The following is a 15,155-nucleotide window of genomic DNA, read 5'->3' as shown; positions in this document are numbered from 1 at the left end:
ATACGCTGGTTTTTGATTTGGGTGCGTATTGGGTGCAAATCCGCTTTTGTTCGGTTAGCGTTCTACAAACGTTTGACCATGAACAGGCTTAGTAAACCGCGTTATAACGCGGTTCTGAAGTTTCCCGATTGCGTTGACATCGTAGGGGTCACAAACTCCGACAATATCCGGACGCTCTATGATGTTTTGGTCGCAGGAGAGGCTCCAATAATATCCTGAACGGTGACACCATCAGACTTCGAAGCCTTTTCCTCCGGTACAAACGATTGCATCCATTTCTCGGTCTCCTCGCCCGGCTCAAAAACCCATCCTTCACCTTTCCTACGCCAGTAACGCAAGCTTTCCATCTCATGTGAAAATATAAGTTCGGTGACTATGTCGAGTAATAAGACGGTCAAACGGCTTAAGGTAATTACGAAATCAAAGCGTTCATCACCTTTTTGATAACGCTTCGGGCCATCTACGCTATCATGAAGAGATCCTATATGTACAAAATCGTTGCTGAGACTTCCGTTCAATTTCCCAATGAAAGGCAGAGCCTTCTTTGCTAATCCAATAGTTTTAGTTGTTTCTAGCGTTCCTTTATGAAACTTATCGAGTGTTCTTCCCCCATCCATTACAATGGCTAATACTGTAGAGATTGTTTCAATGATCCCCCTCGAAAGTGCTCCGTGCTCGCGCGGATAACCTCGTCGGGCTACTTCAAGGGCTGCAACGTATGTCTGAGCTGCACTGTTGAGTAACCTAGCACAGGTCGCTTCTGAGCCCTTATCATCAACGTTCGGTAGATGACGAACCAACATCGTTAGGGTTCGCGAAAAGACCTCGCTGCAATCATTGATATCGCCCCGACCAAGCTCGTCGAAGGACCCCGCGATATTGGGTCCTTCACGGTAGATTTGATTAGTTAGTATGTCCTTCGTGAGGATCATGACCGTTTTGTTTTTCTGATCGACTAGGTAACCGGAAATGTTCCCCTTCTTGGCCAACTTCTGCAGGCGTCTCTCGTGCCGATTGATCATTTCATCCCCCCAGTGCAGCTATTTAGCTCGATCGCAAGCGCGAAGAAAGCCAATCGGGCACCCCGGCTTACCCGAATATTCGCGTATGATTATAATGAAAACACAAAATATATGCGGGCCGCAATCGCAATTTCCTACTTTGCATTTATCGTGTAAGTCATTGATTCATTACGGTGTTTTTTTGTTCCGTTTTGATATTATTTGTAATCTTTTCAATACATTGACAGGGACTCTGACTCCGTTAGTCTTGGTTCGAATCCAGGTTCCCCAGCCATTATTTTCTTCAAAGAAATCAAACTGATAAATATCAAGACGGTACTTCCACAGGCTGGTCTTTTTGCATTCTTCCTAAGCGGATTCCCGATAGATTCAGTCGTTTAACCAGACTAGCGGAAAATCCACACCGCATGAAACGCAACATGCTTGACTCTTAAATAAGCAGCGAACAAAATAGGAACATCGACGGCGAAAAGCCGATGGAATCCGAAATGGCTGGAAATGTGATGTCTGCTTATGAGGAGCACGGCAAATGAATGCGCTTGTGCAAAAAGAAGGTTATGAGGACGAGATTGATCTGGTTCTCGCTTACCACGATGGCGATGTGCGAGCTGCTATCGAAGCCTTGCTGAAAGATCGCGATTTTCTGGTGAAGGAAATCGAATATGCGAGCCTCGCAATGTCCATGGGCTTTGCCCGCGGATGGAAGCCAACCGTCTTTACAAAATGATCCATCACCGGTGCACAGCGCACACGTGACCGATCACACCATGGGGAACCATCCAACATCCCGTATTGTTAAGCAGGTGCTTGGATTTGATCGCGATCAATGCTGGGTCCGGCGGGCTCTGCGAAGCTCAGCCAAAGCAAAGGAAGGAAACGTCATGTCGAACACACCGCACACGCTTGGAGAAGAATTCCCCGGCCAGATCGAAGCTATTCACGCCCTCAAGGCGAAAGATGCCCGCTTTGCGCGTATTCTGGAAGAATATGACGCAATCAATGATCGCATTCATCTGGCGGAAACAAAGATCACGCCCTTAAGTCAGGAAGAAGAGACGCTTTTGCGCAAGCAGCGTCTGGCGATAAAAGATACAATCGCTGAGGCGCTTGCCTCGGCATAATAGCGCGCAACCAAGGCGCCGCAATAAAACCGGCGAGTGAAAGAGACAGCACGTTCCCTCACCCGCCGGACGCCCCCGCGTCAACTGGCAAACCGCGCAAAGGTGGGTCTGCTTATCCACCGAAAGTGTTGCGCCCGCCCAACAAGACGCGCCCATTGGTGCGCTTGCCTCCGACTGCGATGATAGTCGAGTTTGTATGGGGCTTTGAGGCCGACGTCTCGACAGGTTCCTTGATCGTCACCGGCACCGATGCTGCGGCACCGGTTACGAAAGCAGCCGATGCTGCCGCTGCAATGAGAATGAGCTTCATTTTATCCTCCAATTGGCTGGCATCCCAGCATACCAACCCAATATTATGTCATCAGGATAGTTATCCTTTGCGTCCGACCGGAAACAATACGGCAGATGTCGTATATCGTAACGTAAGAACACCTGCCTGAAACCGTCGGATATCTCCTGTCGAAGCACAGCTGAACCAGCCAAGGGTCCGGATTATTGCCGTCTTCTAAGCGGGTTCGACACCTCGCAACGGGCCAAGCGTATCGATACTATAAGCTTCCATATTGTTGGCCAGCCAAGACTGCACACCGTGTGCGGCCTCGACAATCATAAGTTGTTTTATTCTGCGATCTACCCAACGATCCGCAGTTCGCATTATTCATTACTTAACAATGCCGTTTTTCCGCCGCACAGGTGGTATAAGAAAGCTGAAAAACTGGAAATAATGAAAATATTATACGCGACATGGTGCTCGGCACTTGACGAATTCCATGGGCAAGCGTCTACTATGCTATTGTTTTCATTTGTTATAAGCGCAGACGAAAGATCACAGGCGTGAATCCGATTAAATCCGCATATGTTCCTTGTATTCACGCCGATTTAGGTAATTTGCTTTATTGACCGGCTATATCAGGGAGAAATGCAATGAACCTCGGTCGTCTTTTTGTCTGTCTGGCCGTTTGTGTGACAGCGATTTCCGGCGCATTTGCCGCTTCGCTGCCCAAACCGCAGGACAAGCCCATTCTCACAATATCGGGCAATATCCAGAATAAGAACAACGGGGACACCGCGCAGTTCGACCGCGCGGGTCTGGAAGCCCTTGGCCTCAAAACCGTGGAAACCGCCAATCCATGGTATGACGGCAAGGTCCGCTTCGAAGGCGTGTCCATCGACCAGCTGATGAAACTGGTCGGCGCCGAAGGCAAAACCGTCACGGCGGTGGCGCTGAACGACTATGTAACCACCATTCCGCTTGAGGATTTCAAGAAGTTCAACGTAATTCTTGCTTTAAAGCGGGACGGAAAGTACATGGCGGTGCGGGACAAAGGACCGTTGTTTATTATCTACCCGTATGACAGCGACCCTCAACTCCAGAATCAAACATATTACACGCGCTCCGCCTGGCAGGTTGCCAAGCTGATCGTTGAATAGAGGCGCGCTTGAGACGCATACTGGGTGTCATTATCTGCTGCTTTGTGGTGGCAACGGGCTATATCGCCTATGTCATCGCAGAGCGTCAGACGGCTTTGCAAAAATTTTCCCGGTATAATGACTCCTGGTCCATCGGGCAGACTGTTTCTGAATATTTGCGGCTTGAACATCGGCTGAGCGCGCTGGCGCTTGGCCTGCCTGATGTTGATCGCGATGAAGTGCGGCTGCGGCTGGACTTCATGGTCGGACGCCTTGAAATGTTCCAGCAGGGCAATCTGCGCGCCTTCATTCAGGACGATCCGGGACGCCGCCAGCTCTATATGAAGTTGAGCAACATCATCCACGAGATGGATATGAAGCTCGACACGATGAGCACGGACGACATGAAAGCCATGCTCGTCGCGATGAGCGAGCTGGATGCACCGCTGACCTCACTCGCATCCACATCAGTCGAACACGATGTCGATCTGATTGACGCCGCCCAGAGTGACGTCAAGCAGCTCCATTTCATCTATACGGCGCTTGCCGCAGGCCTTATTCTCTGCGGCGTCGTTCTGGTTATCCTGCTTATTCGCCATAACAATCTTCTGGATCGCGCCCATGGTCGCATGCAGCGCCTTACCGCGGATCTGCGCGAGGCCACGGCAGAACTGCAATCGCAAAACTTTCGTCTCGAACATGACGCGCATCACGATGCGCTGACCGGCCTCCCGAACCGGGTCCTGTTCCGGCAGGATCTGGAAACGCGGCTAACGGCGGCGCTGTCCGGCGGGCCGTCTGCCGTCATTCTTCTGCTCGACCTCGACGGCTTCAAGGATGTGAACGATACGCTCGGACACGATGTCGGCGATATATTGCTGCAGGGCGTTTCGCGGCGGCTGACGCGGCTGAGTCGGAAGGGTGATATTGTCTGCCGCCTTGGCGGCGACGAATTTGCCGTGCTGTCAACCGGCATGACCGAGGAAGAGTCGCTCGAATTCGCCGCGCGTTTGATGGATGAGATCAGCCGCCCCTACCGGGTGGGCGAATTGGAAATCAAGATCGGAACCTGCGTCGGCGTTGCCATTTCGGAAGGCGAGCCCGACACGGAAGAAATGTTCAAACATGCCGATCTGGCGCTTTATGAAGCCAAGGCTGTTGGCCATGGCCATGTCAGCGTCTTCAAATCGGACATGCTGACGCGGCTGCGCGAGAAGAAATCCTTCGAAGCGGATTTGCAAACCGCGCTTCAGAACAACGAAATGGAAGTCTATTACCAGCCGCAGGCAACGACTGAAACGCGGGAAATCTGCGGTTACGAAGCGCTGCTGCGCTGGACCCATCCGGTGCGTGGACCAGTCTCGCCGATGGAATTCATTCCGGTGGCCGAGAAGATCGGCACGATCATGCCGCTTGGCGAATGGGTGCTGAAGACGGCCTGTCAGGAAGCCGTGCGCTGGAACAAGCCGCTGCGAATTGCAGTCAATCTTTCACCGGTGCAGTTCCGCGACAAAGACCTCGTCCAGTCAGTGATGGCGGCGCTGGAAGAATCCGGACTTGACCCTCGCAGGCTGGAGCTTGAAATCACCGAATCCGTGCTGCTCGACAAGAACGAGCAGACGCTGGAAACACTGCGCGGCCTGAAAGCGCTCGGCATCCAGATCGCCATGGATGATTTCGGCACGGGCTATTCGTCGCTCGGCAGCCTGAGCGGCTTTCCGTTCGACAAGATCAAGATCGACCGTTCCTTTGTCAGTGATGTCACGACGCGCAGCGATGCGCTTGCCATTGTCGAGCTGGTCACCGGCGTTGGCCGCAGCCTGCGCATGACCACCATCGCCGAAGGCATCGAGACGGAAGAGCAATATGAATGCCTTAAGGGGCTGGGCTGCGATCAGGTGCAGGGCTATCTGATCGGCAGGCCGATGCCTGCAACAGAGCTCGCTTATCTGCATACCAAAAAAGGGCGGGGAAGGACTGTTTCCGGTCGGAGCTAACTGATACGAATACACCCGTGGTAGCAATCAATTGGGTGTGGAAGTGTTGAATGTGCATGGGGTCGTCGTACCCATCGAGCCGGGAGAGGTTTCGCCCGTCATCTGGCAGGCGCTGAGCAGCGGCAGCTATGAAGCCAAGGAAGCGCGTACGATCAAAAAGGCCGTAAAGGCCAGCGACCGGGTTCTGGAACTGGGGTCCGGCATCGGCATTATTACCTCGCTGATCGCTCGAATCAGCGACGTGGCCGTCTGGGCCTTCGAAGCCAATCCGGCAACCGCCTCGCTGGCGCGGCGTGTGCTTGACGCCAACGGCCATGACAATGTGGTTCTGTCACAGGGCATTTTGAGCGCCGGTGAAACCGGCACCTTCCGTTTTTATGTGCGCAAGGATCTCTGGATGTCGTCCATGGACGAAAATCAGGGGCCTTATGAAAGCACCATTTCGATCACCTCGACCAATATCGACCAGTTCATCGCCGACCACGGCATCAATGTGCTGGTGATGGATATCGAAGGCGCGGAGCGCGATCTGCTCAAGCAGGCCGAGCTGCCGGGTGTGGAACGTATTTTCCTCGAGCTGCACGACCATCTTTATGGTCTGGCCGGCATTCGTGACATTACCCATGCGCTGGCCGAAAAGGGCTTTGCCTACGACCCGCGCGGCTCGCACGGTCCGTGTGTGCTGTTCGCCAAGGACGACGGCGCCCGCGAATATGAACCGGAACCCGATGCGCCGGTGATGTAAGACCATCGCTAGAGCGGTCCCTGTTTTGACGGAATCGTCGGAACCGCTCTATCTATTTGTTTTTACGCATTATCCCACGCAAAACCGCTTCGCACTTTTGCTGGAAATGCTCTATCGATAAAAACAGCCCCGGTTCGGTGACGAGTCGGGGCTGTTTTTATTTTCATCGCTGCTGATCGCGATCAGAAATCGCGCAGCTTGCGCGCCGTGTCCTGCAACAGCGTGAATGCCTCAAAACGGCGATCATGCCATTTTGCCCGGTCGGGATCAGGCTGATTGACCTCGCCAAGCTCCGACATGGCAGCCATCGCCATTGCGAGGTCCGGATAAGCTCCGCCCGCAACCGCGCCGAGCATAGCCGAGCCGAGCAGAACCGGTTCCGGCGATGTGGAGGCCGCAATAACGAGACCCGTCGTATCGGCCAGCACCTGACGCACGAGATGCGAACGGGCCGCACCGCCGCTGACGACGATGGTATCCGTCGTTATACCCTTTGCTTTCTGCGCTTCGACGATCTGGCGCGCGCCATAGCCAAGCCCGCAAAGACCGGCCAGATAAAGCGCTGTCAGGCTGTCGATACCTGCATCGAGATCAAGCCCGGCAATGATCGCCCGGGCGTCGGGGTCTGCGAAAGGTGCGCGATTGCCGAGAAACTCCGGCACGACGTGAATGTCGCCGATGATCTCAGCTGTCTTTGCAGCGCCGCCGCGTGCGTCCACTTCCAATGCAAGACGGTCCGCGAGGCCCTTGCCCTCAGCCGCCGCCTGCTTTTCCGCCTCGGCGGCAAAGGGGTGCATGTGGATGAGATGATCGATGGCGGCACCTGCCGCCGACTGACCGCCCTCATTCAACCACAGCCCCGGCACCATGGCCGAATAATACGGGCCCCAGACGCCATCCACGAAAACCGGCTGTTCCGTGGTGGTCATTGTGCAGGCGGATGTGCCGAACACATAGGCCATGCGCGACAAAACCTTGCCCGCCTCGCCACGCGCGCCCACCGTGCCAATACCGCCTGCGTGCGCGTCGATCAGACCGGCGGCAATCGCGATGCCCGGCTTGAGGCCAAGTTCCGCTGCGGCTTCCTCGCTCAGAACACCGAGCTTCTCGCCACCCGCACGAACCTCCGTGCCGATGCGCACAAAACCCTCATCGGCTAGTTCGCCGAGGCCAACTTCGCGGAAATAGGCATCGTCCCAGCGATTTTCATGGCTGAGATAGGTCCATTTGCAGGTGACCGTGCAGGCCGAGCGCGCAAGGCTACCGCAAGATTTCCAGGTGAGAAAATCGGTAAGGTCGAAAAACTGCCACGCAGACGCAAAACTTTCCGGCTTGTTTTCTTTCAGCCAGAGGAGCTTCGGCGTTTCCATTTCCGGCGAAATGGTGCCACCGACATAATCCAGCACCTTGGCCTTGGTGGCATTGATACGCTCAGCCTGTTCGACCGCGCGATGATCCATCCAGACGATGATGTCACGCGCCGGATCATTCGACGGGCCAACGGCGAGCGGCTTGCCCCCCTCGCCCAGCACCACCAGCGAACAGGTGGCGTCATATCCGATACCGGCAACGCTGGCTGGATCGATCCCGGCGATCTTCACCGCCTCGCGCACGCTTTCGCAGACGGCCTGCCAGATATTGGCGCTCGACTGTTCAACAATGCTGCCAGCCTCGCGCCAAATGGTAATGTCGCGCTTGGCGGAAGCAAGCATTGAACCTCTGGTGTCGAACACACCGGCGCGTGCGCTTCCGGTGCCGACATCGACGCCCAAATAATAGTGAATCATGGTCTCCGACCCGTTCTTGAAGGGATTACAGATCGAGGCTCTGCGGCACGATCACCAGATCCCGAATGGTGATGTTGCGCGGACGTGTCAGCATGAACATCACCGATTCCGCCACTTCCTTCGGCTCCATCAAGCTGCCATTGGCCAGCGCTTCCTCTAGCTTGGCCTTTGGCCAGTCGCTGATGAGCGCAGTCACGACCGGGCCGGGCAGAACACCGCCGACGCGAATGCCATGCGGCGCAACCTGACGGCGAACCGTATGCACGAAAGCCTGCACGGCATGTTTGGACGCCGTATAGATCGGCTCCCAGATCACCGGCACAACGCCCGCCACCGAGCTGGTCATGATGATGTCGCCTGTCTTGCGTCCCATCATATGCGGCAGCACGGCATGAACCGTGCGGAACGCTGCATTGATGTTGAGGTTCAACATGCGATCCCAGGCATCCGGATTACCTTCCCAGAGCGGACCGCCGATATAAGCGCCCGCATTGGCATGAAACACGTCGAGCTGACCGGCCTGTTCGAGAATCTGCGGCACCATGGTGGCAACCGATTCCGGGCTGAGCAGGTCGATGACCAGCGGCTTTGCCTTGTCGCCAAGTTCGGCGCATTTTTCGGCCAGCGCGTTCTCGTCGCGATCAACGAGAAACACCGTCATACCTGCTTCGACCATGTGCTTTGCACATTCGAAGCCGATGCCGGAGGCAGCACCAGTGACCGCTGCAACTTGTCCTTTGAGATCCTGAGCCATTTGGAGAATCCTTTTATGTTAAGCGCGACCGTGCGACTGGCGCGAGCGGCGTGCAAGAGAATCGACAATCACGGCAATTGCCAGCACGGCACCGGTGATCATGTAGCGAAGCGACGACGACAGATCGAGCAAGGTCAGACCGCTGGCAATCGACTGGATGACGATAATGCCAAGCAAGGCGGACCAGGCGCTGCCGCGACCGCCGAACAGACTTGTGCCACCGATGACCGCTGCCGCAATGGCGTTGAGGTTGACGTCGCCCGTACCGGCTTGCTGGCTGGACGATGCCAGACGCGAAGCGGCCAGAATACCGCCCGCCGCAGCCAATACCGAACAGGTGACGAAGGCGGAAATATAGATGAAGGTGACGTTGATACCGGCACGGCGCGCAGCTTCACGATTGCCGCCGACAGCCTGCATGGCGCGGCCCCAGCGGGTGCGGGTCAGCGCATAGTTCATGGCAACCACCAGCGCCACAAACAAGCCGAACATCCACGGCACGCCACGCGACTGGTTGAGATAGAACACGGCACCGCCGACGATCAGCGTGATGACAATGGCCTTCAGCGCGATACCAGCGACGGAAGGTGCCGAAAGCCCAGCCTCGCGACGACGCTGCGCCGAGCGGAAACCCGTGAAGAAGATCGCAAGACCGGCAATCAGCGCCAGCGCATAAGAAAGCGGACGCGGCATCACCAGAAGCTGGCCGAAGCTGACAAGCCACGAGCCATAGGGCAGGTTGATCGAGCCGGTATTGCCGAGGAGATAAAGCTGGAGACCAAGTGCCGCGAGCAGGCCCGCCAGCGTCGAAACGAAGCTTGGCATGCTGAAGCGGTTATAAAGGAAGGCGTAGAGCAGGCCGATCAGCGCTCCCGCGCAAAGGGCTGCGACAATCGCCAACGCCACCGGCCAGCCATTGTTGACCCACAGCACGCCGACGATGGCGGAGGCTAGACCGCTGACGGAGCCGACTGAAAGATCGATTTCGCCAAGCATCAAAATGCAGACGATGCCAAGCGAAATGACGCCGATGGTCGAGCAATCGAACAACAGGTTCACGAGGTTGTTGCTCGACAGGAAAACCGGGTTCAGCGTCTGGAACACGGTCCAGATGATGACGAGGCCGACAATAACCGGCAGCGAGCCAAGATCGCCCGAGCGAACGCGGTCGAAGAAACCACGCAGCGCGCCCGAAACGCCTTCATCATGGCGCACGCGGGCATCCTGCCGGTCGAGCGGGGTATTTCCGGTTGTCTGGTTCATCGTGCTTCTCCCCGGTCATGAGCGTCATCGTGCTGTGCCTGACGTCGTTCGGCACGGCGGGAAACGGAATTGCTGGTTGCGCCAGTGATGGCGGCGACCAGTTCCTCATTCGATGAATCCGGATAGAAAACACCGTTATTGCGACCAAGACGCAGCACAACGATGCGGTCTGCGACAGCGCGCACATCTTCCATATTATGGCTGATCATCAGCACGCCCAGACCGCGATCACGCACGCGCTCGATCAGATCGAGCACTTCCGCCGTTTGCGCGACACCAAGCGCTGCGGTCGGTTCATCGAGCATGATGAGCTTTGGATCGAGCAGCAGCGAGCGCGAAATCGCAACAGTCTGCCGCTGGCCGCCGGACAGCGAGGCGACCGGCTCGCGGACGCTGGGGATACGGGCGGAAAGCTCGTTCAAAAGCTTCCATGCCTTGATTTCCATCGACACTTCATCGAGGCGATAGGGGCTAAGCTCCCGACCAAGGAAAATATTGGCGACGACATCGAGATTTTCGCACAGCGCCAGATCCTGAAAGACCGTCGCTATGCCAAGGTCGAGCGCATCGCCCGGCGAGGACAGCACAACCTTCTCGCCATTGAATTCCATCGTACCCGAACTCGGCTGATGCACACCGGCGAGTGTCTTGATGAGCGTCGATTTTCCGGCGCCATTGTCGCCAACCAGCGCCACGACTTCACCCGGATAGACTTCCAGATCGATATCGGTCAGCGCGGACACCGCGCCGAAATTCTTGGAAATGCCGCTGAGACGCAGCACGGGCTGCGACGATGACGTCGCCGCTTTGTTTTCCTGGGACATTTTTCACTTTCCCCGGCACATCTCACGATATGCCTTTGCGCACGAAACACAGCACATCCCGAAAAATGTGAAATGGCTTTCGGATTGGATGTGCGTAAACAGGACGCCCGACCGGAAAAACCGGCCGGGCGCATCGTTGATTTACTGCGTGATGCCAAGCTTCTTGCAGCCATCGGCATAGCGATCGACGCACAGCGTTGCTGCGGGCACGATGTTCTTGTCGATGATTTCAGCCTTGAGGTTTTCGGCCGTCACAACCGCCGGGACGAAGAGCTTCGATGGCGTGTTGTAAAGCGTGGTTTCAGCCTTCGGCGTTTCGCCGTTCAGCAGCTGGGCGGCAACGCGCGCAGCTTCCGAAGCAACGATTTCCGATGGCTTGTTGATGGTGTTGTACTGATCGCCGGAAATGATGAGCTGAAGCGCCGCAATGGTCGCGTCATTGCCGGTAATCGGCGGCAGCGGATCGATACCGGCAGCCTTCATGGCAGCAATCGCACCGCCTGCGGTGCCGTCATTGGCAGCCACGATGCCGACGATCTGGTCGTTGAAGCGGGTAATCTGACCGCTCGCCCATTGCTGCGCCTTGCTTGGCGCCCATTCCGGCGTGTCATATTCGGCCAGCGTCTTGTAGCCGCTGTCCTTCAGACCGGCATGAATACCGTTCTTGATGAGACCAGCAGCCGCATCGGTCGGCGAACCGTTGATCTGGAGAACGCCGCCCTTGTCGGCCGGAACGTTCTTGGCCTTCAGCTGCTTGACGAGCGATTCGGCAATCGACTTGCCGATGGCTTCATTGTCGAACGAGACATAGAAATCCGACGTCGCATCCGGGATCGGGCGGTCATAGGCGATGACTTTGATGTCCTGCGACTGGGCGAGCTTCACCAGCGAGGCTGCGGCTGCAGTATCCACGGCATCGAGAACGATCACCTTGGCGCCCTGCGAAATGACCGAATTGAACTGCTGCTGCTGCTTGGTCGCATCGCCATCGGCGTTGAGATAGAGCACCTTGCAGCTTTCGCAGAGCTTCTTCATTTCTGCTGCAAAACCTGGGAAATCGCGCTCTTCATAGCGCGTGGATGCCTGATCCGGCATCAAAAATCCGACCACCGCGTCCTTGACTTCCGCATGCGCCGTCGTAGCGGCCATCATCAGCACGCCAGCCAGCGCGCCTGTCATCTTCGATACCTTCATGACACTCTCCTCCTGATTGTCTGTTCTTCTGGCATTCGACCGGGAATTTGCCCGCAAGAGACGGCTTTACATGCGCTGAAGCCAAGGGCTCACCTCCAAGGTTACATGCCGAAAGCGTGAAACGCCTTTCGGACGAAGTATCCTCGCATGACCAACTAGAGCGCCGATCCGATTCAAACAGATCGGAACACACGCCAACCAGCCATTTTCAGAAACGCGCTTCGTATTGCCTCCACCTGCCAGCGCCGCCATCTCCCATCAGGCGGCGGCATCTCGTCCCGGGCCTCTTCCCGGTTGGAGATGCTGTAACTCTGCACAACAATTTGCACAATCGATTGTGCAAAGTGATAATGCGCCAGCCCCTGAAATCTGTCAACACGATTCAGCGAGGGATGGGTTGCTGGCGTCTGTAAGACTTCGACAAATCGGGAACAAAGTCCCCGGACATCGCTCCGGTTAGTGCAGAGCCGAGATCGCTCAATTATTTGATATCTTTAAGACTATCCACCGGCAGCGGGATCGCTGAACGCGGCGCGATTAATCTGGGCATAACGAGGTGTAGTTCCGGCGCCGTGACGTGCTTTTCCATCAGTTCGAAGGCTTTGGCGATCATGCCTTCCACATCCTGCTGGATTGAAATCACCGGAAACGACAGGAAAGAGGCAAAGGGGTCATAGTCGTAACAGCCGACCACAAGATCATCGAGCTGCTCGTGCGGGTGCTCGACCATATAGCGCAGCAGGCCCTCAAGATTGATCGACGAATTGACGAACAGACCGCGCGGCAACCGACCGTGACGCTCGCGATATTCATCCAGCGCCCGCACAGTATTTGACGGCGAATAGCCGGTGCGGAAGACGCAATCTTCCGGATCAGACCCGAGAACCGCCTGCTTGGCGTCATGAAAGCCGCGAATACGCTGGCGCGTGGATTCGTCATTGCGACCACCAAACAGACAAAGCTCCATCGGCTGCAACGGTTCACGATCGGCAAAATGCGCGATGATTGCTTCCGTCAACATGCGGCCACCGGCGAAATTATCGGTAGTCACCGATGGAGCCTTCGCTCCCGGCAGATCGATATTCACATGCGGGAGTGCTGCCTGTTCGCAGAGTTCATGCAGGCTGTCCGGGTCTGTCGCACCGCAGATGAACAACTCATCGATGGAATAGGAAATCAGCGTTTCCGCCGTTTCGCGTTCCTCAGCCGGATCGCGCCCCGCACTGACCACGACCGGGCAAAGACCACGTGCGCGCACATGCGCTTCGAATGTCTGCGCCATGGACGAGAAAAAGCGGTTGTCATGCAAAGGCAAAAGCAACCCGACAAGGCCGGAGCGGGAATGGCGCAGCCCCTGCGCCTGACGGTTGGCAGTATATTGGTGCTGTTCTGCCAGACCCAGAATGGATTCCGCAGTCGCCTGACTGATCCTGCGCTTGCGCCACGTGCCATTCAGCACTGCGCTGACCGTGGAAGGCGAGCTGCCCGACAGAACGGAAAGGTCGTATATCGTCGCCTTCTTCTTGTCGCGGCGCATTCTGGCTCCTTCTTTTGACTGTATAGAAATAGCGCTCAGAAGCAGAAACTGGAACACGTTTCTCCGATTGCTGGCGCAACACCCACAGAGTTGACGCTTTGCTGTTTATCCCAGCCCACCGGAGACAACAGCAATCAAGTTTCGCAATAAAGCGGTCAAGCGCACCGATAAACTTCACGCAGGGCGCAGTTTTTAGCATCGCATTCCTTAAGCGGGCGATCTGCTCAGGTACAATATTCCCCGAACACGCTCCGCTGCTGCAAGCGCCCGATGGCATCAATCGGGCAATGCGCGGGCATACGGAACACAGGAAGAAAGGTCTCTCATGTCCGCCAATGGAAAGCCGCTCGATTTTCTCTGGTTCATCCCGTCTTCGGGTGACGGCACCTATCTGGGAACCGAAGCGCTGAGCCGCCCTTCCGATCCCGCCTATTTCCGGGAAATCGCGCAGGCGGCAGACCGCCTCGGCTATTCCGGCGTTCTGATCCCGACAGGGGTCGCTTGCGAGGAATCCTTCGTTCTGGCCGCCAATCTTGCCGCTTACACGGAAAAGCTGAAATTCCTTGTCGCAATCCGGCCCGGCGTGGCTTCGCCCGCCTATTATGCCCGCCTTGCCTCGACGCTCGACCGCGTGTCTCAGGGCAGGCTGCTTCTCAATATCGTCGTTGGCGGCAGTCAGCAGGAACTGGCTGGCGATGGCATTTTCCTGCCGCATGACGAACGCTACGACCATGCCGACGAATTCTTCCAGGTGTTCAACGATCTGATCGAAACGGGCCATGGCAATCTCGACGGCAAATACATCAAAGCCCATGACGCTGCCCTTGGCCTGCCGCCCGTGCAGGCCCGCCCGCCGATCTATTTCGGCGGTTCGTCGCAGGCAGGCATCGATTTTTCTGTCGGTCTCGTCGATAAATACCTGACCTGGGGCGAACCCCCGGCACAAGTCGGCGAAAAGATCGCCGCCGTTCGCAAGGCCGCAAGAGCCAAGGGCCGCGACGACCAGATTTCGTTCGGCATCCGCCTGCACTTCATCGTGCGCGAAACCGACGAGGAAGCGTGGGAAGCCGCCGACCGCCTCATTGCGCATCTCGACGACGAAACCATCGCCGCCGCCCAGCAGGTTTTCCTGAAGAATTCCGATTCTGTCGGTCAGGCTCGTATGGTCGCCTTGCACAATGGTCGCCGCGACAAGCTGGAAGTCTCGCCCAATCTCTGGGCGGGCATCGGCCTTGTGCGCTCCGGCGCCGGGACCGCGCTGGTCGGTTCGCCCAAGACCGTTGCCGCCCGCCTGCGCGAATATCAGGAACTGGGCATCGATACGGTGATCGCCTCCGGCTATCCGCACCTGGAAGAAGCCTATCGCGTTTCCGAGCTGCTGTTCCCCGAATTGGGGCTGGAAGGACCGCGCAACCAGATCCGCTCGTCCTTCGGCAAAAAACAGGTCTTTGGCGGCGGCGGACATGGGGGTAATGTAAAGGTCGCTTCCGGCTCGTGAGAT

At 56.5% G+C, this 15,155-nt stretch carries 14 protein-coding genes; 6 read left to right on the top strand and 8 right to left on the bottom strand.

The features are described 5' to 3' along the window. Positions 1 to 176: 176 nt before the first annotated feature. Entirely contained in the window at positions 177 to 1,022 is an 846-nt protein-coding gene (locus ABWW11_RS15080; protein ID WP_319081242.1) for a hypothetical protein, read from the bottom strand. Positions 1,023 to 1,551: 529 nt separating this feature from the next. On the opposite strand from ABWW11_RS15080, the gene ABWW11_RS15075 reads away from it, so the two are divergent. Together ABWW11_RS15075 and ABWW11_RS15070 are read left to right on the top strand one after the other, a co-directional pair. Then, on the top strand, positions 1,552 to 1,749 hold the full coding sequence (locus ABWW11_RS15075) for a CUE domain-containing protein (protein ID WP_109367830.1): 198 nt from the start codon (positions 1,552 to 1,554) through the stop codon (positions 1,747 to 1,749). Between the two features lie 154 nt (positions 1,750 to 1,903). Continuing rightward, on the top strand, positions 1,904 to 2,143 hold the full coding sequence (locus ABWW11_RS15070) for an HP1242/YdcH family protein (protein WP_109367831.1): 240 nt from the start codon (positions 1,904 to 1,906) through the stop codon (positions 2,141 to 2,143). Positions 2,144 to 2,255: 112 nt separating this feature from the next. On the opposite strand, the gene ABWW11_RS15065 is transcribed toward ABWW11_RS15070, so the two are convergent. Next, the gene (locus tag ABWW11_RS15065) at positions 2,256 to 2,453 is read right to left on the bottom strand and encodes a hypothetical protein (protein WP_109367832.1); all 198 of its coding nucleotides are present in this window, start codon (positions 2,451 to 2,453) and stop codon (positions 2,256 to 2,258) included. A 614-nt stretch (positions 2,454 to 3,067) separates the two neighbouring features. Here ABWW11_RS15065 and ABWW11_RS15060 point away from each other — a divergent pair. Genes ABWW11_RS15060 through ABWW11_RS15050 form a run of 3 tightly spaced genes read left to right on the top strand, consistent with a single transcriptional unit; the run spans position 3,068 to position 6,295 of the window. Beyond that, positions 3,068 to 3,574: a putative pterin-binding protein gene (locus tag ABWW11_RS15060; RefSeq protein WP_109367833.1), complete on the top strand. Its 507-nt coding sequence runs from the start codon at positions 3,068 to 3,070 to the stop codon at positions 3,572 to 3,574. An 8-nt stretch (positions 3,575 to 3,582) separates the two neighbouring features. After that, positions 3,583 to 5,550, top strand: coding sequence for a putative bifunctional diguanylate cyclase/phosphodiesterase (locus tag ABWW11_RS15055; protein ID WP_121538901.1), 1,968 nt, complete (start codon positions 3,583 to 3,585; stop codon positions 5,548 to 5,550). A 37-nt stretch (positions 5,551 to 5,587) separates the two neighbouring features. Beyond that, positions 5,588 to 6,295 carry an FkbM family methyltransferase gene (locus tag ABWW11_RS15050; protein WP_109368040.1) on the top strand — a complete coding sequence of 236 codons (708 nt, stop codon included), beginning with the start codon at positions 5,588 to 5,590 and terminating at the stop codon, positions 6,293 to 6,295. A 182-nt stretch (positions 6,296 to 6,477) separates the two neighbouring features. On the opposite strand, the gene ABWW11_RS15045 is transcribed toward ABWW11_RS15050, so the two are convergent. The 6 genes from ABWW11_RS15045 to ABWW11_RS15020 all read right to left on the bottom strand — a co-directional run bounded on the left by ABWW11_RS15045 (position 6,478) and on the right by ABWW11_RS15020 (position 13,654). Beyond that, positions 6,478 to 8,082, bottom strand: a complete 1,605-nt coding sequence (locus ABWW11_RS15045) for an FGGY-family carbohydrate kinase (protein ID WP_109367834.1) — start codon at positions 8,080 to 8,082, stop codon at positions 6,478 to 6,480. A gap of 25 nt (positions 8,083 to 8,107) precedes the next feature. Then, positions 8,108 to 8,836, bottom strand: a complete 729-nt coding sequence (locus tag ABWW11_RS15040) for an SDR family oxidoreductase (protein WP_319080941.1) — start codon at positions 8,834 to 8,836, stop codon at positions 8,108 to 8,110. Positions 8,837 to 8,854: 18 nt separating this feature from the next. After that, positions 8,855 to 10,099 (bottom strand): sugar ABC transporter permease, encoded by a 1,245-nt coding sequence (locus ABWW11_RS15035; RefSeq protein WP_121538900.1) that lies wholly within the window; start codon positions 10,097 to 10,099, stop codon positions 8,855 to 8,857. Continuing rightward, on the bottom strand, positions 10,096 to 10,923 hold the full coding sequence (locus tag ABWW11_RS15030; RefSeq protein ID WP_109367837.1) for an ATP-binding cassette domain-containing protein: 828 nt from the start codon (positions 10,921 to 10,923) through the stop codon (positions 10,096 to 10,098). The genes ABWW11_RS15035 and ABWW11_RS15030 overlap by 4 nt, the downstream gene beginning before the upstream one ends. A gap of 141 nt (positions 10,924 to 11,064) precedes the next feature. After that, positions 11,065 to 12,117, bottom strand: coding sequence for an ABC transporter substrate-binding protein (locus tag ABWW11_RS15025; protein WP_109367838.1), 1,053 nt, complete (start codon positions 12,115 to 12,117; stop codon positions 11,065 to 11,067). A 481-nt stretch (positions 12,118 to 12,598) separates the two neighbouring features. Then, positions 12,599 to 13,654, bottom strand: coding sequence for a LacI family DNA-binding transcriptional regulator (locus tag ABWW11_RS15020; protein WP_109367839.1), 1,056 nt, complete (start codon positions 13,652 to 13,654; stop codon positions 12,599 to 12,601). Between the two features lie 325 nt (positions 13,655 to 13,979). On the opposite strand from ABWW11_RS15020, the gene ssuD reads away from it, so the two are divergent. Then, entirely contained in the window at positions 13,980 to 15,152 is a 1,173-nt protein-coding gene (ssuD, locus tag ABWW11_RS15015) for an FMNH2-dependent alkanesulfonate monooxygenase (RefSeq protein WP_109367840.1), read from the top strand. The last annotated feature ends 3 nt before the right edge of the window (positions 15,153 to 15,155 follow it).

This window comes from Brucella sp. NBRC 113783 (genome assembly GCF_040372265.1).
Lineage (GTDB): Bacteria > Pseudomonadota > Alphaproteobacteria > Rhizobiales > Rhizobiaceae > Brucella > Brucella teleogrylli.
Note: the sequence above shows the minus strand (reverse complement) of the source record. Positions and strands in the feature narration are given on the sequence as shown.

Bases quoted from the DNA above. Each gene is read 5' to 3' on its own strand.
- ABWW11_RS15045 (WP_109367834.1), bottom strand. From the start codon at position 8,082: ATGATTCACTATTATTTGGGCGTCGATGTCGGCACCGGAAGCGCACGC.
- ABWW11_RS15075 (WP_109367830.1), top strand. From the start codon at position 1,552: ATGAATGCGCTTGTGCAAAAAGAAGGTTATGAGGACGAGATTGATCTG.
- ABWW11_RS15035 (WP_121538900.1), bottom strand. From the start codon at position 10,099: ATGAACCAGACAACCGGAAATACCCCGCTCGACCGGCAGGATGCCCGC.
- ABWW11_RS15020 (WP_109367839.1), bottom strand. From the start codon at position 13,654: ATGCGCCGCGACAAGAAGAAGGCGACGATATACGACCTTTCCGTTCTG.
- ABWW11_RS15060 (WP_109367833.1), top strand. From the start codon at position 3,068: ATGAACCTCGGTCGTCTTTTTGTCTGTCTGGCCGTTTGTGTGACAGCG.
- ABWW11_RS15070 (WP_109367831.1), top strand. From the start codon at position 1,904: ATGTCGAACACACCGCACACGCTTGGAGAAGAATTCCCCGGCCAGATC.
- ssuD (WP_109367840.1), top strand. From the start codon at position 13,980: ATGTCCGCCAATGGAAAGCCGCTCGATTTTCTCTGGTTCATCCCGTCT.
- ABWW11_RS15065 (WP_109367832.1), bottom strand. From the start codon at position 2,453: ATGAAGCTCATTCTCATTGCAGCGGCAGCATCGGCTGCTTTCGTAACC.
- ABWW11_RS15030 (WP_109367837.1), bottom strand. From the start codon at position 10,923: ATGTCCCAGGAAAACAAAGCGGCGACGTCATCGTCGCAGCCCGTGCTG.
- ABWW11_RS15025 (WP_109367838.1), bottom strand. From the start codon at position 12,117: ATGAAGGTATCGAAGATGACAGGCGCGCTGGCTGGCGTGCTGATGATG.
- ABWW11_RS15040 (WP_319080941.1), bottom strand. From the start codon at position 8,836: ATGGCTCAGGATCTCAAAGGACAAGTTGCAGCGGTCACTGGTGCTGCC.
- ABWW11_RS15080 (WP_319081242.1), bottom strand. From the start codon at position 1,022: ATGATCAATCGGCACGAGAGACGCCTGCAGAAGTTGGCCAAGAAGGGG.